27 protein-coding genes and 1 pseudogene are annotated in these 23353 nt (G+C 65.6%); 21 read left to right on the top strand and 7 right to left on the bottom strand.

Annotated features, from left to right (window positions below; all coding sequences use genetic code 11):
* Positions 1-20: 20 nt before the first annotated feature.
* Complete coding sequence (locus BCF44_RS16025) at positions 21-362, bottom strand: glycoside hydrolase family 25 domain-containing protein (protein ID WP_116175092.1); 342 nt, start codon at positions 360-362, stop codon at positions 21-23.
* A gap of 53 nt (positions 363-415) precedes the next feature.
* Here BCF44_RS16025 and BCF44_RS16020 point away from each other — a divergent pair, with 53 nt between their 5' ends.
* On the top strand, positions 416-622 hold the full coding sequence (locus BCF44_RS16020; protein ID WP_116175091.1) for a type II toxin-antitoxin system antitoxin: 207 nt from the start codon (positions 416-418) through the stop codon (positions 620-622).
* Between the two features lie 211 nt (positions 623-833).
* Here the strand turns inward: BCF44_RS16020 and BCF44_RS16015 are convergent, their stop codons facing one another.
* Together BCF44_RS16015 and BCF44_RS16010 are read right to left on the bottom strand one after the other, a co-directional pair.
* Complete coding sequence (locus BCF44_RS16015; protein WP_116175090.1) at positions 834-1037, bottom strand: DUF397 domain-containing protein; 204 nt, start codon at positions 1035-1037, stop codon at positions 834-836.
* Positions 1003-1929, bottom strand: a complete 927-nt coding sequence (locus BCF44_RS16010; RefSeq protein WP_246015127.1) for a helix-turn-helix domain-containing protein — start codon at positions 1927-1929, stop codon at positions 1003-1005. Before BCF44_RS16010 ends, BCF44_RS16015 begins: the two co-directional genes overlap by 35 nt.
* Positions 1930-2130: 201 nt before the next feature.
* Here BCF44_RS16010 and BCF44_RS16005 point away from each other — a divergent pair, with 201 nt between their 5' ends.
* The 12 genes and pseudogenes from BCF44_RS16005 to BCF44_RS57520 form a co-directional block, all read left to right on the top strand.
* Positions 2131-2337, top strand: a complete 207-nt coding sequence (locus tag BCF44_RS16005) for a hypothetical protein (RefSeq protein ID WP_116175088.1) — start codon at positions 2131-2133, stop codon at positions 2335-2337.
* Between the two features lie 244 nt (positions 2338-2581).
* Positions 2582-2770, top strand: a complete 189-nt coding sequence (locus BCF44_RS16000; protein ID WP_116175087.1) for a hypothetical protein — start codon at positions 2582-2584, stop codon at positions 2768-2770.
* Between the two features lie 572 nt (positions 2771-3342).
* Positions 3343-3579 (top strand): hypothetical protein, encoded by a 237-nt coding sequence (locus BCF44_RS15995; protein ID WP_116175086.1) that lies wholly within the window; start codon positions 3343-3345, stop codon positions 3577-3579.
* Positions 3579-4286, top strand: a complete 708-nt coding sequence (locus BCF44_RS15990; RefSeq protein ID WP_147328506.1) for a hypothetical protein — start codon at positions 3579-3581, stop codon at positions 4284-4286. The genes BCF44_RS15995 and BCF44_RS15990 overlap by 1 nt, the downstream gene beginning before the upstream one ends.
* Entirely contained in the window at positions 4283-4924 is a 642-nt protein-coding gene (locus tag BCF44_RS15985; RefSeq protein WP_116175084.1) for a hypothetical protein, read from the top strand. The genes BCF44_RS15990 and BCF44_RS15985 overlap by 4 nt, the downstream gene beginning before the upstream one ends.
* A gap of 71 nt (positions 4925-4995) precedes the next feature.
* The gene (locus BCF44_RS15980; protein WP_116175083.1) at positions 4996-5283 is read left to right on the top strand and encodes a hypothetical protein; all 288 of its coding nucleotides are present in this window, start codon (positions 4996-4998) and stop codon (positions 5281-5283) included.
* A gap of 278 nt (positions 5284-5561) precedes the next feature.
* Positions 5562-5888 (top strand): hypothetical protein, encoded by a 327-nt coding sequence (locus tag BCF44_RS15975; protein WP_116175082.1) that lies wholly within the window; start codon positions 5562-5564, stop codon positions 5886-5888.
* Positions 5889-6482: a DUF3558 domain-containing protein gene (locus BCF44_RS59140; RefSeq protein WP_116175081.1), complete on the top strand. Its 594-nt coding sequence runs from the start codon at positions 5889-5891 to the stop codon at positions 6480-6482.
* Positions 6483-6488: 6 nt separating this feature from the next.
* Positions 6489-7880 carry a hypothetical protein gene (locus BCF44_RS55495; RefSeq protein ID WP_170217560.1) on the top strand — a complete coding sequence of 464 codons (1392 nt, stop codon included), beginning with the start codon at positions 6489-6491 and terminating at the stop codon, positions 7878-7880.
* Between the two features lie 4 nt (positions 7881-7884).
* Positions 7885-8676 (top strand): ESX secretion-associated protein EspG, encoded by a 792-nt coding sequence (locus BCF44_RS15960; RefSeq protein WP_116175079.1) that lies wholly within the window; start codon positions 7885-7887, stop codon positions 8674-8676.
* A 199-nt stretch (positions 8677-8875) separates the two neighbouring features.
* Entirely contained in the window at positions 8876-9412 is a 537-nt protein-coding gene (locus BCF44_RS54725; protein ID WP_147328504.1) for a hypothetical protein, read from the top strand.
* A gap of 451 nt (positions 9413-9863) precedes the next feature.
* A pseudogene (locus BCF44_RS57520) lies at positions 9864-10046 on the top strand (cell division protein SepF); the annotation flags it as partial.
* Between the two features lie 497 nt (positions 10047-10543).
* Here the strand turns inward: BCF44_RS57520 and BCF44_RS15950 are convergent.
* Both BCF44_RS15950 and BCF44_RS15945 read right to left on the bottom strand, forming a co-directional pair.
* Positions 10544-11041, bottom strand: a complete 498-nt coding sequence (locus BCF44_RS15950; RefSeq protein ID WP_116175077.1) for a hypothetical protein — start codon at positions 11039-11041, stop codon at positions 10544-10546.
* Between the two features lies 1 nt (position 11042).
* Positions 11043-12392: a NucA/NucB deoxyribonuclease domain-containing protein gene (locus tag BCF44_RS15945; RefSeq protein ID WP_147328503.1), complete on the bottom strand. Its 1350-nt coding sequence runs from the start codon at positions 12390-12392 to the stop codon at positions 11043-11045.
* A 959-nt stretch (positions 12393-13351) separates the two neighbouring features.
* Between BCF44_RS15945 and BCF44_RS15940 the strand changes: the two genes are divergently transcribed.
* Together BCF44_RS15940 and BCF44_RS15935 are read left to right on the top strand one after the other, a co-directional pair.
* Complete coding sequence (locus BCF44_RS15940) at positions 13352-13849, top strand: hypothetical protein (RefSeq protein WP_116175075.1); 498 nt, start codon at positions 13352-13354, stop codon at positions 13847-13849.
* Positions 13833-14147, top strand: a complete 315-nt coding sequence (locus BCF44_RS15935; RefSeq protein WP_211353043.1) for a winged helix-turn-helix domain-containing protein — start codon at positions 13833-13835, stop codon at positions 14145-14147. Before BCF44_RS15940 ends, BCF44_RS15935 begins: the two co-directional genes overlap by 17 nt.
* Positions 14148-14328: 181 nt before the next feature.
* Here the strand turns inward: BCF44_RS15935 and BCF44_RS15930 are convergent, their stop codons facing one another.
* Together BCF44_RS15930 and BCF44_RS15925 are read right to left on the bottom strand one after the other, a co-directional pair.
* On the bottom strand, positions 14329-15090 hold the full coding sequence (locus BCF44_RS15930) for a hypothetical protein (protein ID WP_147328502.1): 762 nt from the start codon (positions 15088-15090) through the stop codon (positions 14329-14331).
* 684 nt (positions 15091-15774) lie between these two features.
* Entirely contained in the window at positions 15775-16002 is a 228-nt protein-coding gene (locus tag BCF44_RS15925) for a hypothetical protein (protein WP_116175073.1), read from the bottom strand.
* 573 nt (positions 16003-16575) lie between these two features.
* Here BCF44_RS15925 and BCF44_RS15920 point away from each other — a divergent pair.
* The 6 genes from BCF44_RS15920 (at position 16576) to BCF44_RS15900 (ending at position 23234) form a co-directional block, all read left to right on the top strand.
* A complete protein-coding gene (locus tag BCF44_RS15920) occupies positions 16576-17313 on the top strand; it encodes a hypothetical protein (RefSeq protein WP_116175072.1) in 738 nt (245 codons plus the stop codon).
* Positions 17314-17634: 321 nt separating this feature from the next.
* Positions 17635-18204 carry a hypothetical protein gene (locus tag BCF44_RS55490; RefSeq protein WP_170217559.1) on the top strand — a complete coding sequence of 190 codons (570 nt, stop codon included), beginning with the start codon at positions 17635-17637 and terminating at the stop codon, positions 18202-18204.
* A gap of 95 nt (positions 18205-18299) precedes the next feature.
* Positions 18300-19160 (top strand): DUF2637 domain-containing protein, encoded by an 861-nt coding sequence (locus BCF44_RS55485; RefSeq protein ID WP_170217558.1) that lies wholly within the window; start codon positions 18300-18302, stop codon positions 19158-19160.
* Between the two features lie 315 nt (positions 19161-19475).
* Positions 19476-20747, top strand: coding sequence for a hypothetical protein (locus BCF44_RS15910; protein ID WP_147328501.1), 1272 nt, complete (start codon positions 19476-19478; stop codon positions 20745-20747).
* Positions 20734-22350 carry a type IV secretory system conjugative DNA transfer family protein gene (locus tag BCF44_RS15905; protein ID WP_170217557.1) on the top strand — a complete coding sequence of 539 codons (1617 nt, stop codon included), beginning with the start codon at positions 20734-20736 and terminating at the stop codon, positions 22348-22350. The genes BCF44_RS15910 and BCF44_RS15905 overlap by 14 nt, the downstream gene beginning before the upstream one ends.
* Entirely contained in the window at positions 22350-23234 is an 885-nt protein-coding gene (locus BCF44_RS15900) for a replication-relaxation family protein (RefSeq protein WP_116175068.1), read from the top strand. Before BCF44_RS15905 ends, BCF44_RS15900 begins: the two co-directional genes overlap by 1 nt.
* The last annotated feature ends 119 nt before the right edge of the window (positions 23235-23353 follow it).

Genomic DNA, 23353 nt, shown 5'->3' with positions numbered 1-23353 from the left:
TGCCCCGGCCCGACCCCTTGTCACGGCGTGTTGTCGGCGAGCGCGGACAGTCGGGTGGCGGAGCCGTTGAACTGGTTCTGATCGCCGGGGAACGTGCCGGAGTCCGCGAACTGCGCCCAGTTGCGCATCGACGCTTGCGACCGGCCGTAGCGCTGGTCGCCGTCTGGCGCGTACTCGATGTCCGGCATCGGCGGCAGCGCCTTGCCGTCCTTGGACCGGCCGCCGCCGTGCGCGACGAAGTAGTCGGGATAGGCCGCGCCGCCGGACGGGTTGGGCCGGGCGAACTTCGCGCCCTGGTCGGATGGTGGCCAATCGGCAACGGGATTGCTGGAGTTTCGGTGAATTGGCCACCGTTCGGGCAAGGTGATATCTACATGCTAGAGTCGAAGTATCACTCGTCAGCCGAGGGGGTGCCGTGGCCGAGCGCAAGGGCGTGTTGCTCAGGTTGGACCCCGCGGTGCACGACGCGCTGGCCCGCTGGGCCGCCGACGAGCTGCGCAGCACCAACGCCCAGATCGAGTTCCTGCTGCGCCGGGCCCTCGTCGACGCCGGACGCATGCCCTCGGGCGTCGGCGGCATCCCCCGCCGCGGCCGCCCTCCCAAGGACGCCCCCGGCGACTGACCCCCGCGAGTCGCGCTCTGGGGAACCGGCATTTAGTTACGTACCCGTTACCTTGCGGCGTCGGGCGGCCGGCACGCCGCACCATGGTCACCAGGGGTGATGGCTCGCGGTTGGGCCACCCTGGTGATGCGTTAGCCCGGTGCACAGTGGACGATGTGACAGAGCCCCCGGCAGCATCCATGCCGGGGGCTCTGCTCTAGCTCATCAACCGCTACGGCGCGTCGGCAGTGAACCCGCGCCGCGCGGCCGTCGCCAGGAACCGCCGCCACGACGCATCGGACACCCGGAGGTCGCCGACGGCGGGGTTCTTCGAGTCGCGCATCGATACTTCGTCACCGATGAATGCGACCTCTACACAGTCCCCCTGCTCGCCGCTGTAGCTACTCTTTCGGTACACGGGGGTACCTGATGTCATTCCCTCTCTCCCACTCCTCTAGCAGTTCGGCAATGAAAGCGAGCGATTCCGGCTCACTCATTGCCCGTCGACGGAGCTTTCCCGCCGCGATCTTGTAGTCCCGCACGTCAGGCTCGTCGTAGAGAAACGAGCCCGAACGGTGAGGCTCAAGACTGACAATCGAGGGGTTCTTTGCAAAGTTGTAGATGGTGAACGGTCCGCTGCGTCCAGAGTGCCACCCCTGGCCGGTCGGCACCACGCGCACCTCAACACGGTCGCCGTACACGGTGCCGACCTCGACGAGGTGGCGGAGCTGCTCAGCCCAGATCGTACGGTCGCCGGTCGACGACAGAAGGTCGTATCCGATGGGGTCACGGAGCGCGGCCTCACCGATGAGGCATGAGAGAACGAGCGGCGGCAGTGAGTCACGCTCGACGGTGAGCACTTCCTGTCGTTCCATGCGAACAGTGGCGCGCTCGTCGACTTCTATTCGCGTTAGCGTCTCGTCGCCGCTGATGACCTCTCGCGCCACGCGCAGCGTTTGAGTCAATCCGGGGACGTTCCACGGTTGCCAAACGACGATCTCGGTCGCCGTCTGTTCGCACTGAATCACTCCGGCAAGGTGCTGGTTGATACCTGGCACGCCGGTGGTCAGCCAATTCGGGTCGACCGCGTGTTTGGCGAGGTCGAGGATCTCGTCCCGCGTCTCGCCGGTCACGCCGACGGCCCCAAGCACCGCCGCGACGTCCTCGACCTCAGGCACGCGCTTGCCGTTCTGCCACTGTGACAGCGTGGTGTGACTGAGGTCGAGGTGTCGACCGATTTCGCGCAGGCTCATGGGCGACGCGTCAAGCACACGCTTAAGCGCTGCCGCAAGTGCTCGAACTCGCGGTGTACCTGCGGTGTCAGCCACGAACCACATCCTACGGGCACGTTCGGTCATCGCGTCGGATCACCCCATCGGACTAGGTCAGCCTGGTTGCGAGTGGTTCGTGACCACCCCATTATGGTTCGTGACCAGTCTCGCACCGGTCACATAACAAGTTCGCGAGACGCACCGTGTGCCACCCAGATGGGTCCGACTCTGCGTTTCCGCTCTGGGGAAGGGACTGCCGTGGACACCCTGACGTTGTTCAGCGTGGTCGTGGGCTTGCTCGGTGTGCTCGCCGCGTGGGGCGGTCTGGTCGGTTTCAGGAGGTTCTGGGCGCACCTCGGCTACCTCCGCGACATCGACGCCGCCGACCCGGTGACGGTCCACCGGCCACCGGTCAGAGCTCACGAGCGCTCACGGCTCGTGTGGGGCGGTCGCCGTCGTGACTAGGTACCTACTGCCCCTGCTGTGCGCCGTGTTGCTGACCGGCGTCGTGTGCTCAGTGGTGTTCGGCAGCGTGTGCGCGCTGACATGGCTTGACGACTGGCTAGCCGAGCGGGCTGAGCACACCAAGCGGGAGGGCCGGTCGGATGACTAACCTCCGCATCCCTAGCGGCGTCGTGTTCGGCGTGGTGCCTGTGCTCGCCAGGCCGACCGAGGCCGGTCGTCCGGTCCTTCTGACCGGCGGCCGGTCATGATCGACCGAACGTCACTTGCCTTGTGCACCATAGGGATTATTGGCGGCGTCGCGGTGCTGATGATCCTCGGCGTGCTCTGGTCCGTCCGGTACGGCAGTCTCCGCGCCGGGCTCGCCGCGATCATGCGCACGGTCGGCCGGCCTGTTCTGCGGTGGCTGGAGCGGGGTGGCAGCGATGATCGTTGACCTGTGCCGCGTAAGCCTCATTGTCGCCTATTCCTTGCTATGGATGGGTTTGCTCGCTCACGCCGCCCTGCATGCCTACGTGATGACCTGGGGTGACCTCTACGCCATGTTCCGGCGCGTGCGCGCACGCGTCTTGCGGCCCGTTCGTGTTGTGCTGCGCCGTTTCCGGCAACGGCAGCGCCGACACGTCGGGCCGGTCTGCCGGGCCGCTCTCGCCCCCACGAGCAGTCCGGCCCCGAACCCGGTCGCCCGCGCGACCGCCGAGCCGTGCGACCTCGCCCCCCGAGTCGCCGACCGGCGGGCAGCGACCGGGAGAGCCGAACCGGTGGTGCCGTCGCCCCGCGCGGCGGCGGTCCCCGGTTCGGCCTTAGCCCCGGCCTGTCAGGGCCGGACCGTCCCGAACCGCCACTCGGGACGCAGCGCCACCCCGCCCGGTCGAGGAACGCCCGGGGAACGCACCTGGAATGCGCCGGGTCTCTCGGGCGGGGTGGCTTCTCAGACCGCGCCGGGGGCACACGTGGTGACGGCTGGTCCGTGTGCCCCCGACGTACCCAACCTTTCGGAGTGAAGACATGACATGGTCGTCGGGCGCGGGCGCACGCGCGGGGCAATGGCAATGGGCAGCGGCGGCTGAACCGCAGGACGGTCACGAGCACGCCTACCCGTTCCCGGACGACTTCGAGATGCCGCCGGGCTACTACGAAGCGGCGTGCGACCTCTCGACGCTGATCGGGCACGGCTACCGGGAGCTAGCGGCGGCGAAGGGTCGCTGCCCGGCGTGCCTGGCGTATGTGAATCGGGACTTCTGATGACGGACCTTGCGTGGTATTGGCTGCGCCCGGTTCAGGTGAACGGTGAGCCCTATGTGTTGCACGCGTTCGCCGGGCGTGAGCTGTACCCGCCCCGGATCGCTGTCGGAGCACCAACGCTGTATGCGGCGGCGTGTATGCGTCTGAGGTTTCTGCCGCCGGCACGTGCGCCCCGTGAGGGTTTGCCGCTGTTGGAACGGTGTCCCGACTGCGCTGTGCAGATGTTCCAGGCGCACGCGGACGGCATCACCGTCTTTGCGCCTCTCCGTCGCGACGAACTGAAGCGGCCTCCAGAGCCACGGCCGACGGACAGATTGACGCCGTATGTCGAGCCGAGTGATGGCGCGTCCCCGGACCATCGTTCGCCGGACATCCCGTCGACGGTAGAGCGCGCATTGCGCTCGGTGGCCTATCCCCAGGGCTCGTATGCGCTGTATCAGCTCGTGTGCGGCTACGCCGACGCTGGGGCGGGAACGCTCGACCTCGTCGCCTTGGTGGAGGGATGGAGCCGTGCTCGTCACCACGACGGGCCGCCGTTGGGATTGGACACGATCACCCAGGTGCTGGACTGCGCGGACGCGTTGGAGCGCGGCGGCTTCCTACTCCGAACAGAAGACCCGGGCGGTGAGCGGTGGACCGCGCTTCTGAAGGGCGCGAAGCGTCAAATTCCGGGATCACAACGACGCATGTGGGGTGAGACGACATGAGCGGCGCACACATCTCGAAGGGCGAACCGTTCGATAGTTTCCCCGGAAGGCCCGACCTCCAAACCGCGTTGAGTAGCGTGGTGACGATCGCGCCGAGCATCGGGGCAGCGCCGGGCCAACTGTGGGGCTTCTACGAAGTGCCCGACCAAATTCGGATCTGGCTTCAAGATCAGGAAAGCGCCGGCTACGACCACGGCCTGTACGCACTCTACAGTCAGCTGTGTCAGATGGCCGATAGCGCATTCGGGACGGTGGATTTCGACCGTGACACACTGAACCTAGCGGGGTTCCATGGCGCTGCCGACGTATTCGAGTGCGTACTCATCCTGAAGCGTCGCGGCTTGTTGCATTGGCAAGAGATTTCGGGCGGTCACTTCTGGATCATCCTTGACGGAACCGGGCAGCCTCGCGCCATTTCAGACCGACAGAGAGAGCAAGGGCTCTCATTCCCCTACACCAGACGACAGCGGCGCGGAATATCAAGCAAACCGTGTTGGCAGCAGTACCGTGAGAGCGGGGGGCACTGCGCGATGCCTCTGAATCACACTGTCGACCATGTCGCATTCTCCGGAACAATGACGGAACCGGTCGACGTTTGGCCAACCGGAAGGCAGTCGACGTTGACGGGGGAGCAATAGGGAGAAGGCTTGACGGCGGTCTCATACATACCCAGCGGAAAGTTGACACCATCGTGAATTCTGATCAGCCGATGAGCGCCTCCGACCTGTGCTCTCACATCGTCAATCACCTCGAACACGAGACTCCGCACACGTACGCCTACGGAGCGAGTCCAAAGGACGCCATCCTGGTTGGCGGCGAGCACACCACAACCGTGCTCAGCACCCAGGCCGGAGAGGCTCGCTGGTTCCGGATCGTCATCGAGGAGTTCCACCCGGACACCGATGACCCGCTGTGGCTGGACTACTCCCTGCTCCGCACGCTGGCCCGACGGGCCGGGATACCGGAGCCCGTGTTTCGGCTCGGCCCGGGCGTCTGACCGAGGCGAGCGGTTCGCCAGCCAACGCCCGTCCCATCTGTCATGCGCGAAGCAGCAGGATGGGGCGGGCGGCGTATGCCGCCGTACGGCGCTTCCGTCCGGGCGTTCGGTTAGGCCCTGGCCCGGGACGGCACTGGTTGCGGATGGTCACGTATCGGGCACCCGTGGTGGCTTCGGGCTGTACCCTGACCGGTTGGGAACGGGGGTTCGCCAGGAACCGGCGCGTGTGGTGCTGCGTCGAACCCCGAGACTGAGCCGGCGACGGACGGGGTAGCGGCATGGCAAGGGTTGACCTGGGCGGCGGGACGTACTTCGACCCAGACCAAGTCCAGCAGGCGATCAACCATCTCAAAGCGGTGTTGGCGATGATGGTCCCCGACATCGCAAAGGCGGAGAGTCTGTTGCATGTCCGCGCCCCGGGAAATGACCCGCTGACTGCCCAGTTTCACAAGCCGATGCAAGATGCGCATCAGAATGATTATAAGGCGTTGTTGGACTTGCAAGCCAAGACCAAGAACGATGTGGCCAACTTGGAAGCGGCTATGAAGCACTATCTTGGTGCTGACGAGGCTGCCAAGTACGCGTTGAGTGCGAAGGGGCAGTAAGTGCGGGCGCGATTGATTGCGGGGGTCGTTTCGCTTACCGGGTTGGTGCTCGCAGGGTGTTCATCTCCTAGCATTACAGGAGGCACCCCCGGGCCAACACCTACATCGTCGGCCGAGTCACTGCCGCCAGGCACGCCAAATGTAACACATCCATTGAATGTCTCCAACTTTCACAAGACGCCATGTTCGACACTGACAGCTTCCCAGTTGCAGTCTTTGAGTGTGACCGTTGCCGGCAAAGATGTTTCAGATGCAAATGGTCCATCCTGCACGTGGGTAGATCTGGACGGTCCGGCGAAGATGGGAATAACGGTAATAATTCCCAATGCAAGTCAGGGTCTGGCTGGAATCTATGGCCAAAAGGACACCTTTCCCGTCTTCACACCGCTCGCGAACATCGGCGGATTCCCTGCCGTTATTGCATTGTCGGCCGACGGCAGGAGTCAGGGGAACTGTCAGGTGTCCGTAGGTGTAAGCAACAGCCAGCTTGTGGAAGTTGCGGTAACCATTGGCGCTGGCGCTACGGACGAGGCTACGCCGTGCGGTCGGAATCAGACAGTCGCTGCCGATGTAGTGGCCACACTTAAGGGGTGATCACGGATGGGACTGGGGGACTGGCTCAGCTCCGTGGGCAACAGCGTCGTCAAGGGGATTGACGATGCCGGCAACGCGGTGGGCCATGCTGTCGGCACGGCCGTCGGAGACGGCTATACATTCATCACAGGCGACTCGGCCGGCGGGCAGCGCATCACAAACTCGATTGATAGCGTCAGCAACGCTGTCTTCTTCGACGGTGCCGTTGCCGGCACCAATCCAGCCCAGATCTACAAGTGGTTCCACACGGGTCCGGGCACGGGCGACTACGGTACCGCGGAGAACAACTGTGGCACCTTGCATACGAATCTTGCACAGTACGCCGACCACTTCGCTAAGGCCAATGCCGCCGTGCAAGGTGGATGGACCGGACCTGCTGGCGCAACGGCACTACAAAACGTCAGCCCGTCCCAGACGATAGCCGAGGCGCTGGCCCAGCGTGCCGGGGCCAAGCAGGGCGCATACGGTGGTCAGATTTCCGTGTTCGACGGGACGAAAAGCAAGCTCGTCAATGTTCCGGACAACCCGCCACCGCCGAACAACCCATTGATGTCGGACCCGATCAGCGCGGCGTCCGATGCCGTTGGCGCCGCTGCCTATCAATCGGGCGCGAAGAACAATCAGCAGGCGTACACCGCGTATCTGCCGCCGACACAGTCTCACATGGCGACGATTCCTCAGGGTGACACCTCGATCAACACGGGCCAGAGCAATGATTCCAGTTCGACTCAGCAGCAGGGAACGGGGATTAATCAGCCTGGCGGCTACAACCCGACGTTCGGGCATTCCAGCACCGGTCAGCAGTCGAACGCCGGGCACCGTGTCGCCCCGCCTAATGCAGGGCCGGGCGATTCGGGGCCGGGCGGTGGGCAGAGCGGCACGCCGAGCGCGCTGCCTCCGACGACGCCCGGCGGCTCGTCGACCAACGTGGCCGGCTACCAGGGACCGCCGACGGGCAGCGGGGGTGCCACGCAGGGTGGTTACGACAGCGGTTTCGGGCAACGTGGCGGTTCCGGTGGTGGTTCTGGTGGTGCGGGCGGCGGGTTCGGCAGCGTGTTCGCCGGTGGTGGATTCGGTGGTTCGGGTTCGGGTTACGGCAGTGCTGCTGGTGTCGCGTCGGGCGGGCGCGCGGGAGCGCTCGGGTCGGGCAGCTCGGCCGGCGCAGGTGCGGGGGCTGCGTCGGAGGGCATGGCTGGACGTGCCGGCGCTGTTGCCGGTGCTCGGGGAGCGGCCGGGCAGGCCGGTGCGGGTGGCGCGGGCGCGGCCGGGCGCGGGGGTAAGCGGGAAGAGGACAAGGAACACAAGACCGCCGCGTACTTGATCAATGAGGACAACGGCAGCGAGGTCGTGGGCGACCTGCCGCCGTCGTTGCCGGCCGGCGGCGTGATCGGCGGATAGAACGATGCTCCACAGCAGCGTGACGCTGTCGCGGTCCACCTATGCCCTCACCTGGCTTGCCGAGAAGATCGGCGATCAGCACGAAGCGTTGTTCGTCCTGCCGGACACCGCCGAGCCGGACCGGTTGATCGCCTCCACGCGGCGGGCCGGTGACGAGCTGGGTCGGGCGGGTCTGTTCGACGCCCGGCGCGGCGTGCACCCCGACCTGGTCCACACGTTCCGCGCCTTGGCACGACCCGACATCGACCTCTACGGAACCATTGCCCACCAACACCATCCGGAACCGATGTCTATCGTCGCTGCGGCCGAGAGCGGCTCAGCGGTGCTCGCAGTGCTGGACGCCACGACGCTGACGCTGCATCCGATCCGACCGGACTCCGTTGCCGATGCGGTACTCGGTCTACTGCCGCCCACGCAGCCCGCGCACGGGCAGTCCCTTTCGGTGCCGGCGAGCGCCGTGCAGGGCGCGGCAGGCCGACACGCGAGTGAGGACGAGGAGTTCAGCGTGTTCGCCGGGCAGGGCCGCACGGACCCGTCGGTGGCTCGGCTGCGGCAGCTGGTGGCGCAGCCCCGCAGCAGCGCGGCGCAGATTCACGTCGCCGTCCGGGATCAGCTGGGGCGTCGGCGGCGGAGTGAGTTCCCGGTCCACGTGATCGACGTCGACTCCGGCCGGTGGTTCCTCCACCGACGGCGCAACACGGCCGGCGACGTGTGGATCACCGCAGCGCCGGCCACGACGGCGGCTGTGGCGAAAACGCTCGCGGACGTCTGCCGGGTGCTCACCGCCGCAAGGTAAGGCCTGTCCAACCCTCTCGTCGTTCGCTCCGTTTCCGACGAGCCGCGCGGCGCGTTACGTATTTCTGCGCCCCGGGTCACGGCAGGGTGCACCGGGATGTGCGCGGGGTGGTGGGCCACGACTTGCGAAGGGCTTGACAGTGCACCGATTGTCCGATCTTTACCAGGTACCGCGGTCGGGTTACTGCTATATTGTTCACGTGACTAGCATTCTGGTTCCTGCCCTAGTCTCGGCAGTCGTTGCCTTGGGGATCGAATGGATTGCCAAGCCGACACTGGAGGTTAGAAAGGAACGCATTCTTGTAGCTGCACGGTCAAAAAGGGAGGTCTACCGCCTCACTTGGGAGATAATGAACGTTGCAACCCCTCTACTGGATGCCATGGAGGATGGAGGGGGTGATCCGAGGGAAGTGGCACTTCGGGAGGAGTTGACCATACTGCTGGGCAAGTATGTTGAGCACCTGTACTCAGTACACCCGAGGATTTTCAGCAAGGGGCAGGACGTTGTCACCCGGTATCAGCACGAATTCAGCACGTTTCTAAGGTCACCGGACCTAAGTTCTGACCGACTAAAGAACATTTCAACACTCCTTACGGGCGCCTCCGTCATCTGTTTTCGCTTGGCACCATGGTGGCGGCCCCTCAAACGCAGGAGGCAGTGTAAAGCCGCCATTGGATACGTTAGTACGTATCGTCAAGCAGTTGACAACGAAGGGGTGATTTCAGCACGCTGTTAAGATTCACCCTAACGATCTATTGAAGCCTTCGCGTCAGTAAGTTCGACATCAATACCAATCTTGGGAGCATTGCAAACGGCAAGAATGAATCGCCAATCGGAGTGACCGCTCCAGGTGACGTCGGCGCCGTGGCGGACTTCCGATGCGATCACTCAAACAGCCCAGCGCACGGAAGCGCTGACCAGCTAGGATAGAGCGCGTGAATGTTGCAGATACGGCGCTGGAGTACGTCAAAGTCTTGGTCTGGCCTATCCTGATCGCCGGCATACTGATTGGATTTAGACGTACCTTAACCCGCCTGTTGGGACGAATTATTCAGCTTGACGCCCCAGGCGTATCTGCAAAGTTCGACAAGGTTGCCAACGAAGCGGAGGTGTTGAGCCAGGCGGGTACCGACGCGAAGAAGCGGTCGGAGATCAGCTTGGACGACACACCCCGCATTGCGCCAAGGAAGTATACCGAAGCTCGCGAGATTGGCGAGTACTACCGCGACGATAGGCCTGTAATTGTTGATCTTAACAAACTTGCAAACGAAGACGCCAAGCGTCTAGTGGACTTCATGGCAGGGCTTGTTTTTCACGCTCGCGGATCGATGGACAAGCTGTCCAACAAAGTCTTCATTTTAACGCCTCCGTAGACACGCTGCGCCGTAATTGGGAATTTGTAAACCGACGCCCGTTAGAGCAAATGTCACGAATCATGTCGCCGGGTGTTCTGTATTGAATCCCAGTTCGACGGCTCTTGCAATGGAGTCCGCCGGTCCGAATGCGCGAGCCACTGAAGCCATAGGCTCAGCGCATCCGGAGCCGATCACGGCATGATCGACTAACGCGTTGGCGAAGGCCGAGGGTCGAACACCTGGCTGTGAAGCCGCTCAGCGAGTGAAGTCGTCGGTGCCAGTGGCAGGCCGGTGGCGTCTCGCTGCGCGGTCAAACCAGCAGCCGGACTCGTGGATCCAGGCGCATCATTGCGCGGGGGTCGACCCGAATCGGCCTGCCGCATGCCGACAGCGACCAGTGCAGCCAGGACAACCGCCAGCGCGCAGGAGGTCACTGCGGCACCCACCAGCAGACGGCGATTCACCTGATCACCCCTTCGGAGCGCGAGTAGTGCCCGCGTGCAGCCATGTTGTCAGGAGTAGTTCGTAGAGTACTCGTCAGGGCCGGTGAGAAGCTGCGGGTCTTGCAAGCCATCGGTGGGCCAGATCCAGAGTTCGTGGCTTTCCAGGGCCTCTGTCAGGCCTCCGGCCTGGTATGCCACCATCCTGTCTTTCGCGTGGACGCGGACACGGAATGTGCCAGCTCCTGTCGCGATCGCACTGCCTTGACCAGCCGCGTAGATCTCCACTAGGTGCAGCTCGTCGTCCGTAACGATGTCACGCTCAGTGACAATCTCCCACTGGCTGTCCGTACCGTCGTCGGGTGGGCTGTCGAGGAGTCGCACTCGGACCGTGACCGGTCCGTGCGCCGTTCCACAGATGACGGCGAACCAGTTCTCTTCGCCTGTGGTCAGGTTTTCGGTGCTGTCGGGCCAAGGGTCGTCGCGCTCGTGGGATGCTTGGACGTGGTACTGGCCGTCACGTACACGAACGGTCAGTACCACGTCGTCACCGTAGCCTATGGCGGTCATGTCACCATGATCGCGAACCATCCGCGCGCACCGCAAGTACGTAGAACTGATCGTCATCGATCACGCGATAGAAGCTGTAGAAATTGTTCAGAATGCCGCCTTGCGAGTTATTCGCCGAGGCTGGCACCGTCACAGCTGACCAGTCTCCGGGCGGCGTCGTGGCAGCGCCTTGGTTTGTGGACGCCATCGGATACTCATCACACGAGGGCGGTACGTTAGCGCATGCCGCGGCACGGTTAGCGTCGATGACCGTCTCGTTGGTAGTCCGTGTGAGGGCCTGGCCGATATTGGGGTTGCCCCAATGGCTTGGCAGAGTCGCCTCAGCGGTGTAAACGTGGTCTGCGACGGGGCCGATCTTGGGATTTGTGGTGGCGTCGAACGCGACCGCGATAGAGGCGAGCGGATCCACGCAGTCGAAGCCGGGGTTCACAGTGTCACATCGGCCCCACAGGCTGTTGTCGCCAGCATCGTTGAGCTCAAATGGGTCGCCGGCGGGCCCGGTCAGGTCGAGCACGACTCCGATATACCCGGTCAAATCATCGACCGTGTTGTTGGTGGAGCGGGCGGGGCCGACGTCAATTTCGTCCCATTCGCCGAGGATGGTGGTATCGCTCGTGAGGTCGACAGGTTCGGCGCCCCCGGTGGTGATTTCACATACATCGGGGTTGTGTCCACATCCGGTGCTCATGTCGCCGGCTACGCCCCCTTCCAATGTTCCGACCCCTGTACCCACGTTGAGGATGGTGGATAGGGTCCAGTCGGCCGTGTCGTCGGTGCCGAACTGGGCGGATGACACGACGTCCACCGGTAGGGTTCCCGTCACAGTCGTCTCACCGTCGACTGTTTCGGTTTCCGTTATCGTCCACTGTTCGTCGCTGCACGACGTGAACCGGTCGGGGTTTGAGTAGCCCTGCGCGCAAACACCCGGAACATCGTGCGGCGCAACTCGCGGTTGCTTTCGGTTGAGACTTTCGTGTGCCGCGTTCAGGACGTCGGCACGTTTCACATCCTTTTTTGTCCCTTTAGTGGCGGACAGGCATACAGTTTTCGACTTGCCGACTTTTTGCGCGCCGGTCGAACAAGCGGACGTGTTCGCGTGAGTCGCCGTAGGATTTCCGTGCGGTGACTGGGAGGTTGAGGCACCGGCCATAGCCGGCGAGCCGAGTGTAAGAGCTGAGACGGATAATACCGCTGCCGCGTAGACGATTACGTGTCGATTTTGTCTCACGCCTATCAACCCCAGGTAGGTATCGAAGAAACCCTGCGGGAGCCTAGGGGTGACGCTAGATACCGCCCGCAAAGTGAGCGCGGAGCGGCGCGAAACTTGTTCATCGGCGAGATATTTCAGCACCGAACCAAGGAATGATTCATGTCACGCAAAGGCCCCCCTTTTGGTGATGCGACCCCACGGTAGCAGGGTGTAAAAAGTCACGCCACTGCTTTGAAAAATATCACTTTCCGTAATAATGGCCCTGTTAAATGTGAACAGAACACCACCCGCGCGCCGTATCTGTCCAATAAGTCCAATTGAAGTGCGACGGAGCGTTGCATGTAATTGACCTTATGAGACATATCGCGCGAGCCGTAGTCAATTGAACCAATCCGGTTCAGATAGGTGAACCGGCGCACATGGCCTGTTGTCGCGAGGCAGCCCGGCTGGCCGACCTGGTCTCGTCGTCGTGAGCGCGGATCACGCCCACATGCATGACGTCTACATGGTGCGACAGTGCAGACTTGCGTCGGATGCCGGGCTCAGGCCAGGCGGAACGGCTCCTTGCTCTGACACGAACCGCCGATGCGCCATGCCACGTCCAGGACTTCCAACACGTCCGAGCGCACCACGCGGCGGCGGTGTCGAGGCCTCCCGGTCTCAGCGTGGCCAACGGACGGTGGGCAGAGCGGTGCGCCGACCGCGCGGTGCGGCCGACGTCGCCGGGTGGCTTGTCGGCCAACCTGGCCACCGGTTGCCAGGGCCACCGGCGGGCAGCGGGGGTTCTACGAGGGGTGGTTACGACAACGGTTTCGGGGACCGTGGCGGCTCCTGTGGTGGTTCTGGTGTGGTGGGTTCGGCGGTTCGAGTTCGGGGTTACGGCGGTGCTGCCGGTGGGACGGACATCAGCGCCACCATCTCGACCAGCGCGCAGGAGGAGAGCGGCGATTCCGCCAGGTGGTAGCCGGTCTCCCGCGCGGCTTCAGCAGCTCCACCCGCCGGATCTCGGGCGGCACGTAGCCGTCTGGCGTGCTCGTATTGCTCGCCGCCGTCCAGGAAAGTACTATCCAAATGGAAAATTTCTGACCTGGGGGTTTCATATGACGGACGACGCTCGTCAGGCGTTGGACGAAGTGACGCGGCAGCGACAGGCCATGGCAGCGCGCGTCCGATTGCCCTGGTGGCATCCCGTGTTGATCACTGTCTGCTGGGCGGTGCTGATGGTCAGCGGCTTCCCTGCCCACGACTACCAGCTTCTCGGCCTGCCCGGGTTGCCGTACAGCTTCCTCGCTGGTGTAGGACTGCTCGCGCTGATGGTGATGTTCCACTTCCGGTCGGCTCTGGATCAGGGGCCGGGGTTCCCGACGTATCCAGCCTGGAAGCAGCATAGGGGGCCGGCAGTTGGCGTGATCATCGCGAGCGTGGTCGTCGAACTCGTCCTATACCTGGTCGACAGCACGTCCACAGCCGTGTTTCCCGCAGCGATCGTGTTTGCCGTGCTGTCTGGCGCCGCAATCGCGACCATGACATACAGGATCAACGCTGGCATCCGCCAGAACATCCGCGACGGCGTGGTCGGCAGTGACCAGCAACGATGAGCGGCTGGATCCGCTCATCCACCCATTGCCGCGCCTATCCATCTGCGCACTGCTCGCCGCAGGACCACAATGGGTGGACTTCGCCTCCGTGCGGGAAGCAACCGGCTTGACCGACTCGGCAGTGTCCAAGAATGCGCGAGCTCTCGAAGAGGCAGCGTATCTGGAGGTACGCAAAGGAGGTGTGGGTCGACGCCCGCGGACATGGTTCCGACTGACCCCCCTTGGTCGAAGCCGCTACCAACTACACGTCAAATCACTCCAGAAGCTACTGAGCAACAAGCTCGCCGAAGGCTTCTAAAAGATGGGGCTCTGTCGTTAACGCGATGGACGTCTGGGCAGCTTCTGACACGCTGGCAAGAGCGCCGGTCTCCTGTTCCGACTATGGTGCGAGAGACCGACGCTCTTGCTCATACTTCAGGATGGAATTACTAGGTGGCGCGCTGGGACGCACCTAATGGCATGGACGCGCCTGATGGAGACTAGGCACCGTAGCACTGAGCGATGACACCGGCGTACCACACCGCCACGCCGATGGCGCAGTCCACTGCAACTCCAGCAAGACCACAGATGGCGCTGATCGCCGCCGCGACCCAGGCCGGGACCCCGTGGTCGCTGAGGCACTTGGTGAAGTCGTCCCACCAGTCCATCGGCTTCATGGTGCCTGCCGGCGTGGCTGACGGCACCTGCGTGTTCGCCGAAGTCATGGTGCCGTTGTCGTTGCTGGCAAGGTGTCGGTAGAGCTGGCCGTCGATCCAACTCGTCAGCACACCGGACGTCGCGCTGGTGGAGGCTGCCTGCACTTCGCTGGTGTGCATGGCGCCATCCAGCCCGATCTGCACGACCAGCGCGCTGGGCGCTACCAGGCCACCGCCCTGGATTGGGATGGACACGACGGTGACGCCGGAAACGCCGACGACCACTCCCGCGCCCCCCGCGGCCAAGCCCGCGCCAACGGGCAGGTGCACGACGATGGCACCCTTGGTGATCTGCCGCTTGACCTGCGCTAATGCCTGAGCCTTCGCGCTGGCCGAGGCCGGCTTGTAATTGTTGTGAAGGTCCTGCGCGATCTGCGCGAACTCCTGGCTGCCAGTAGAGACGTTGGTCGACGCAGCCATAATCGAGTGACTGCCGGCCGAGACGGGCTGAGCACTGGCCACAGCCCCGCTTTGCATGCAGAGCAAAATCGAAGCAGTTCCCACGGCAACGGCCGAGGCAACCTTCGCCCCCAGATTGATACGCATATTCGCCAATACCCCTCAGATGGTTGTGTACATGTGCGACCGTCGAGACTTGGGCATCAGTAGAGACGATCCGGGGCAGGCGTCAAGCCAAATTCGAACATACAGAATCCCCCGTGGTCGTTGTTCTTGCGAACAACGCATCGCCCCCTCTCGACCGAGGTCGAGCTCGACGGGAGCGATGCTATCCACATTCACGGCGATTCGGTCAAGACAAAAAGGAAGTGTGAGGCAGGCCACACTCAATATCAAGTCCTGATCAAATGTCCACTACTCGGCGTTCACAACCGTACATTCGACGCGACCAAACGGGTGATCTTCGAGAAAATGCGACATATGTGTATCTGTCGCCCGGCGATATACGTTGCTCCCAACGGCTTAACGCGAGTCGGTCACCGTCGGAGTCCCGCACTATGGCAAAGGCTTCGGGCTGGCGCGCCGCCACGAGACAGCGGGCTGCCGGGCTGAATGCGGAGCCACATCGCGCGCGGCTGGCGCGGTGCGGCGGCTGCCGCGCGGCGTCGACTCGTGCGCTGTTTCGTGACGGTTGCCGTAACGGCACAGGAATCGCGGCGCGACCTCATCCCAGCGGGAGCCGGCTGTTCTGCTTCCTCTGTTGCCGGTGGTCCAGTCGCACTTCGTGTTCGACGGGCTGACGGAGGGATCGGTACAGCTGCGCGTGGCCGGTCACAGTGGGCGGTAGTAGACGCGGAGTTGGTACTTGACGGGGTGGCCGACTGACTCGTAGCCGCCGGTGCGCCATGCCACGTCCAGGACTTCCAGCTCGTCTGAGTGTCGAGCGCACCACGCGGCGGCGTCGGCCATGACCTCCCGCGCGGTGTTGCCCGTGATGCACACGCCGTCGATCGGGTCGATGACGTCGACTTGCGACAGGTCCTCACGTCCGTTTCCCATGCCAGCAGTCTTGCCATCCTGGTAGCGGTTGGCTATCCCTCGGTCGGAGGCGGCGTCAGTGTCGAGGACTCCAGGCCTCAGCGCGACAGGGTGCGCGGCGAACTGGTCAGCCCGCTGTGCGAGGCGGCGCCGAGATTTGCTTAAGTAAACCCTATTGCGCCGATCGCCCCCGGATGGGAGTCTAGAGGGTCCTGGGGTTTTAGCCCGCGTGCCGTACCGGTGTCAACCAGGAAGGCTACAGGGTACGGCCGGGGTGCTGCTGTCCCGGGCTCCGCCGGATGTAACCGACTCGCGATGATCGTTTCAAGGCCGCGAGTGTCTTGAGTCCCGGCGGTGCGCAGCGCCAAGGACCGACGTCCTTGCGTCCCGGCGGCGGCTTGCCGTCACCGGTGTTTACGTCCGCGTGGACCACGCATGTCCCGTGCGCGCTGTCGATCTGGTTCGTCGGCCATTCTCCGACGGTTCTCCTTGTCACACAACCGAATACGGCATCGGTGCCCCTGGCCTGTCCGGCCTCGGTTCGCCGGGCCGAGATGACGGCATCTTCCTACGATGAAAGGTCAGGTTTCGATCATGAACGACTCATGGCGCGCCGATGGTGAGCCGCTCTCGGTTCGCGGCGGTGACGGCGCGGTGTTTCTTCGGCTTGTCAACAACGAGCAGAAGTGGGAGGGCACCGAGATGGACGACCACGACGACGCCAAGGACGTCGAGGCGGACGACTTCGAGGTGGAGGACTTCACGCACATCCCGTATCCGGCCGCGTGGGACCGGCACCCAGACGACCAGCGGGACGCCGACGACCCGTGGTCGGCAGACGACCCGGTGTACCGCGCCGCCAACATGTGGTATCGGGCCATGGAACTGGTGATCGCGCAGGGCTTCACGGCAGAGGACGGTGAAGCCGAGATCCTGCGTCGCTGCGCACGGGTGTCGCGTCGACAGCGGGCGTTGGAGCGGCAGATCGAGCAGGACGAAGCGGAGTACGGCGCACTGGCCGCCGACGAGACCGTGTGCGAGTTCCCCTGGGGCCGGCTGTGCCCGGACCACGGCAACACGCTGACCGAGACCCGCCGGGGCGTCACCTGCGGGCATGAGGGATGCGCGCGGCGGTGGCCGCCGGGACACAAGTTCGGCCACTGCGACCTGCCGGCCGCCGTCGTCACGCACAGCACGATCAAGCCGAGTGGGCAGTGGCGGTTGTGCGCCGGGCATCGGCGCATGTTCCCCGCTGGAACGGTGCTGCGCACTCTGCCGACGCCGTCAGCGGCGGGGCCGGTCGATGCGGAAACGCCCCACGACGGTTCGTGATCTTCGGGTCCACTGGAGGCGCTGCCGGGCCGGCTCGTGAGGGTCGGCCCGGTGGGCCCCGGGCGCGTGGCGGATCGGGGCACCGCCAACTTTTTGGGTCACATTGTAGTCACGAAGCGGGAAAAGCGGGCCGATTTTCGGAGTCGGGGGATGGACGGCGAAGGACCACGCCGCCGTCGCCGCCCTCCGTTTGGGTGACGTTGGGCGGGGCGGTGTCCCGAACCAGCCGTATTTCGGGAGTTAAGGGGTGTTAGAAGCGGGACCGCCTGGCTGTCCGGTGTGGACGGCAGCGACGAGAAACGACGAGACAGGAGACTGATCATGATCAAGCGCACGTATACCGAGTTTGATGTGCGGCGGGACGCGGCATGGCCGTCCGGGTTCGCGCCAGAAGACCACATGCCGGCCGAGATCCGGCGGGCCGAACGGCTGCGGGCCCGGGAGACCGGGTATCGGCTGGCGGAGTCGCTGATCGCGCACGGCGCGCCCGTCGACGTGGCGGCACTGCTGATGCCCGTGCCCTACGAGGAACGCTCCCCGGAGCGACGGTGGACCGTCCGGGTCGAGGAGGCCACGCTCGCGGGCGACACGCGGCGGTGCTCGATGCCGGTGCGCGGCTGCCGGCGACACGGGGACACCCTGGAGTGGCGATACGGCGGGTGGCGGTGCCGCGTGGCGAAGTGCCAGGGATACCAGTACGCCAAGCGGCAACGGCGGCACTGCGACCAACCGCGCGTCGCGGTGATCGACTACCCGTCCGGGCACCGTCGCCGGGTCTGCGCCGGACACCTGGCCTCCGAACGCGCGGTATGGGCAGAGGCCGCCGAGGACGTCACGATTCGCGTCACGCAATGCAGGGTGGCAGGCGAGGCCGCCGGGGTGATCGGGTGACCAGTCCACCGACAGTCCCTCACCCTCACCCTGACCGGACCGGCCGTCACAGTGGCGTGTGGTGGCGGCGATGGCTGCAAGGCGGCGCGGCCGGTGTGGTCGCCGCTGTGGCCGCGTACGCCTCCTACGACCACCAGTGGGCCTTCGCCTCCGGCAACGGCGCGCGGGGTGTGCCGGCGGTGGTGTGGCCGCTATCGGTGGACGGGCTGTTGGTGCTGGCGAGTCTGACGCTGCTGGACCCGGCGCTGCGCCGGGCACGGCCCTGGGTCCGGGCGGTGGTGCGGGTGGCGTTCACCACGGGCGTGGCGGTCTCGCTGGCCGCGAACGTCGCGGCGGCCGACCGCTTCGACTGGGCCGGCGTGCTGGTGGCCGGCTGGCCGCCGGTCGCGTTGCTGCTGGCGGTGGAGATCCTCATCTACTCCACCGGCCGGGACAGTCACGCCGAGACAATGACCGCTGTCACGGCCGACGAGACAAAAAATCTTCGTCTCGGTTGTCTGAAACAGCCCCGCGAGACGGACTTACTAACTGTGAACGAGACACCAGCCGAGAACGAGACCACCACCCCCGGCCGTCAGGCCCCGTGGGGGCAGGCGCAACGAGTGATGTGGGAGCACTACCGGTCCGCCCGCGCGGCGGGCCGGGTGCTCACGGGAGCGGAGTTGGACCGGATCGCGGGCACCCGCGACTACGGCCGCGCCGTGCTGGCGCGATGGCGTCGCACCGGCCGCATCCCCACCCCCGCGAACCACGACGGTCCCACAGTGGACGACAACAGCACCGCGGAATTGATCACCACGGGACCGGCAACGCTGGTTTCCGCGTCGTCGGGCGAGACGACCGAGACAACCATCCGAACGCCCGCCGGCAGCACATCACCGCCGGACAACCGAGACAGCGCACGGGAATTCCCGGCCGTCACCGAACCAGACGACCCGGGCCTTGCCGCCGCATGACACCCCGAGACCACCGAGGATGACCGAGACACGTCACGGACACCGTCACAGATTCGAGAAAGGAGCGGCACAAGCCTCGATGACACACCGACCGTCCCAGTGAGACAGACGGTCGCCAACTGAACAGCGACTGGAAACACGCGCGTGGTGGAAGGCCGAGACAACAGGCTGCCTGCACCACGGCGAGAACTGCGCCACGCATCAAACCCAACCGAAAGGAGTTTTCTCATGCTACGCAAGCACTTTATCACAATGATGGCGGCAGCGGCGCTGCCGGTCCACGCGTCACCGCCGTCCTGTGCGACGGGTTCTCCGGTGACCACGTTCGCCTGCGACCCGGCCGGCACTACCAACACGTTCCTGTCGTGGCTGTCGTTCACCCTATCCCGCTGGGTGCAGGCGTGGTGGCCGCTTCTCGTGGTAGCCGCCGTGCTCGCGCTGACGGTCGGCGCGGTGCTGGCGGTCGCGGTCGCCCGCGCCCGGCGTGAGGCGGTGGAATCGGCGCGGTGGGTGGAGATCATCCCGCCCGCGTCGATGCCGCGTGACGGCGCGCATGCGTTGTGGCACAACATTGTCGGGACGCTGCACCGCACCCGGCGCCGGGGCCTGGCGCCCCGGCAGCTCGCGATCGAGTTCACCTCCGACGCCGGACGGGTGCGGGCCGGGATCTGGGTCCCGCCGGCGCTGCCTGCGGAGCCGATCGCGGACGCTGTCACCCACGTCTGGCCTGGCGCGCGGGCCCATACCCACGCAGGCGCTCCACAGTGGATTGTGCCGCCCGGTGTCCGGGTGTCGGCGGCGGAAGTCCACCCACAGGGCGGCCCCTGGGTTCCTCTGGTCGACACCGCCCGGCTGGCCCGGCCCGTCGACACGGGTGAGGCGGACTCGTTGCGCGCGGTGCTCTCAGCGCTATCACGCCTCGGCCCGGGTGAGCGGGCGTGCGTGCAACTGATCGTCACCCCCGAACGCGCCACCGTGCGCACGGGTGGCCGGTCGTGGTGGGCGCGCGGCCTGCTGTGGCTGATCACCCTGCCGCTACGCCTGTTCGTCGCCGGAATGGACCTGTTCCTGCCCGGGCCGACCAGCACTGCCACCGCGCCGACGGTCCGCCCGCGCGGTGCCGACCAGGCCGGGCAAGACCCGGCGACCGAAGCACGCCGCAAGACAATCGCGGTCAAGCAGGGCCACGGCCCGCACCTACGGGCCACACTGCGCGTCGGCTACGCCGGGCCGGGCACCCGGGACACCCACAACCGGGCGTTGACCACGCTGGTAGGCGGGTTCGACCTGACGGCCCCACTGGCGTCGGTGCGCGTGCACACCACCGGAAACGCCTCGGCCCGGCTGGACGGCCGCCGCCCGACCCGCACCCGGTACAGCATCGTCGCCACCGTGGGCGAACTGGCCGCGCTGTGGCACCTGCCCGCCACCCCCAGCGAGTACGGCATGACCGACACCACCGCGCGCATCCGCCCGGCGGCCCGAGACCTGCCCCGCGTCCGCCGCACTGTCCACAAGCGCATCCACAGGAATGGGGACAACCCCAACCGCCGCAAGGGAAAGGACACCCGCGATGAGGCAGCCTGACACCAGTCGATCCGACACCGGACCAACCCACCACGCCGATCGAACCCACGCACAGCAGCAGCCCCAGCAGCGGGGGCCGCGTCGGCTACGGCTCACCCCCGCCGAGCACCCGGCCCGCCGCCACCCCAAGCCACTCGGCGTCACCATCGACGACCGGGGCGAGGGAATCGGGCTGGCAGTCGCCGACGCCCGCCACCACCTGCACGTGCAAGGCGTGACCGGCTCCGGCAAATCCACCTGGCTGGCCAACCACGTGCTCGACGAAGCCGCCGCCGGGCGCGGTGTCGCGCTGCTGGACTGCCAAGGCGACCTCGCCCGCAACGTGCTCGACCGCCTCCCGGCCCGCTGCGGGGACCGCCTGATCATCCTCGACCCGGCCGAAACCGACGCGCCTGCGGCGTGGAACGTGCTCGCCCCCGCGCCCGGCGCGGCCACCGCCAACGCCGGGCGGGAGTGGGCGGCCGAGAACGTGGTCGGGGTGTTCCGGCAGCTCTACCACCAGTGGTGGGGACCGCGGATGGACGACGTGATGCGCGCGGTCTGCCTCACACTGGCGCGGCGGCCAGGCTCCACGCTGGCCGACGTGATCCCCATCCTGACCCGCCCGCAGTATCGCCGGGACCTGCTCGCACACTACGGGGAGCCGGACGGGTTGGACGGGTTCTGGGACGGCTTCGACCAACTGTCGGTCGGGCAGCGCGCCCAGTTGTGCGGACCGATCCTGTCCCGGCTGCGCGGGGTGCTCTCGCGGCGGTTCGCCCGGGACCTGCTCGGCGCGGCCCGCTCGACGATCAACCTGACCGACGTGTTGGACGGCGGCATCCTCATCGCCCGGCTCGCGAAAGGCGAGATCGGGGAGAACACCGCCCAAATGGTCGGTTCGCTGCTGCTGGCCGGATTGTGGTCGCACGCAATACGCCGCTCCGCGTTGCCGCCGGATGATCGACGGGACGCCACCATTGTGGTGGACGAGTGTCACAATTTTCTGCACTTGCCGATCGGTGTCGACGACACCTTGGCCGAGGCCCGCGGTTACCGTATTTCGTTGGTGTTGGCGCATCAGCATTTGGCGCAACTGCCGGCCGAGGTGCGGGAAGCGGTGAACGCGAACGCCCGGAACAAGATATTTTTCACGGTGTCCCCGGACGACGCCGCGAAGCTGGTCCGGCACGTGACACCGTATTTCACCGACACCGATCTGTGCCGGCGCGGCGCGTTCGAGGTCGTGGCCCGGATCGTGCACCACGGACACGACGCGGCCCCGTTCACTGTGGCCTCGGAGCCGCTGCCGCCGGCGATACCGGGCCGGGCGGAGGCGTTGCGGGCCGCCGCGCGGGCCCGCATCGGTTTGCCAGTGGCCGACCGGACTGACGCCGAGAAGCGGCAACGCCTGGCCACCGCCCCCGGGGCGCCGCAGGTGCGTCCCGGCACCCCGAACCCGGCAGACCCTGCCGGCCCAACAGTGCCGACACAGCCGAGTGATTCACCGCCCCAGTCACTACCCCACTCAGTACCCCGTTCACTACCCCGCCTAGGAGCGGGGCAGCCGACCGGGACGCCGTGGCCTGCGAAACCGCAGGTAGACCGGGATTGGGAGGACTGATGTCGCAACTCCGACTGGCTCATATAGCCACCCACTCGGCCGTTCGTGCGCTGCCCGGCAGCGTCGCTGACGCGATCGCCGCCGGGCAGCAACTCACCGGCCGAGACCGGGAGCTGATCGCCCTGCTGGCCGATCACCGGGCGCTGACGGCCGGGCAGATCGCGCGCCTGTTCTTCGCGCACGACAACACCGCGCGCAAGCGGCTGGTCCGGCTCACCGAGCGCGGCGTGCTCGCCCGGTTCCGTACCTGCGTGCGGCCCGGCTCTCAGTCCTGGCGCTACACCCTGGGCACGCTGGGCGCGATGATCCACGCCGCCACCCACGGCGACACATTGCCCACGGCGGCGAAAACACAAGAAAAGGTGCTGAAGCTCGCCCAGAATCCGCGCCTGAATCACCTCCTTGGCGTCAATGACTTCTTTGTCGCACTCACGGAACACGCCAGAAATAAAGAAGGATGCGAGTTGGTGGAATGGTGGAACGAGTGCGCCATTACCGAGGCGTGTGCGCGAATCGTCCGGCCGGACGGCTACGGAAAATGGGTCGACAGCGGCCGCTCAACAGGGCTTTTCCTTGAATATGACACGGGCACGGAAAAGCTGGAAACGGTGCTCAATAAGCTCGGTGGATATCGTGATCTGGCGTCGGCGGACGTGAGTCACCCGATTCTGTTCGTGCTACCAGGCGTGACACGGCACAACAACTTCCACCGCATGATGTCCGCGCAACCGGCTGCGCTCGGCGCGCTTACCGTGGCCACCGCCGCCATGGACGACCTCCACGCGGACAGCCCGGCCGACGCGGTGTGGCTGCTGGCCGGCACCCGCACCCGATACCGCCTGATCGACCTACCCCAACCAGCCGCGCTCCGCCGCGCCGCCTGACGGCCAGCCAGCGGCAGAGAAGGAGCCGCCAAGAACACACACCACGCCACCCGCAACACCCGCCACACCCATCCACCACGAGAGAGGGGGAACCGCCGTGCCATCCCGCCCACAACGCC

The sequence above is a fragment of the Kutzneria buriramensis genome (assembly GCF_003387475.1).
Classification (GTDB): Bacteria; Actinomycetota; Actinomycetes; order Mycobacteriales; family Pseudonocardiaceae; genus Kutzneria; species Kutzneria buriramensis.
This window is presented reverse-complemented; position numbering and strand designations above follow the sequence as displayed.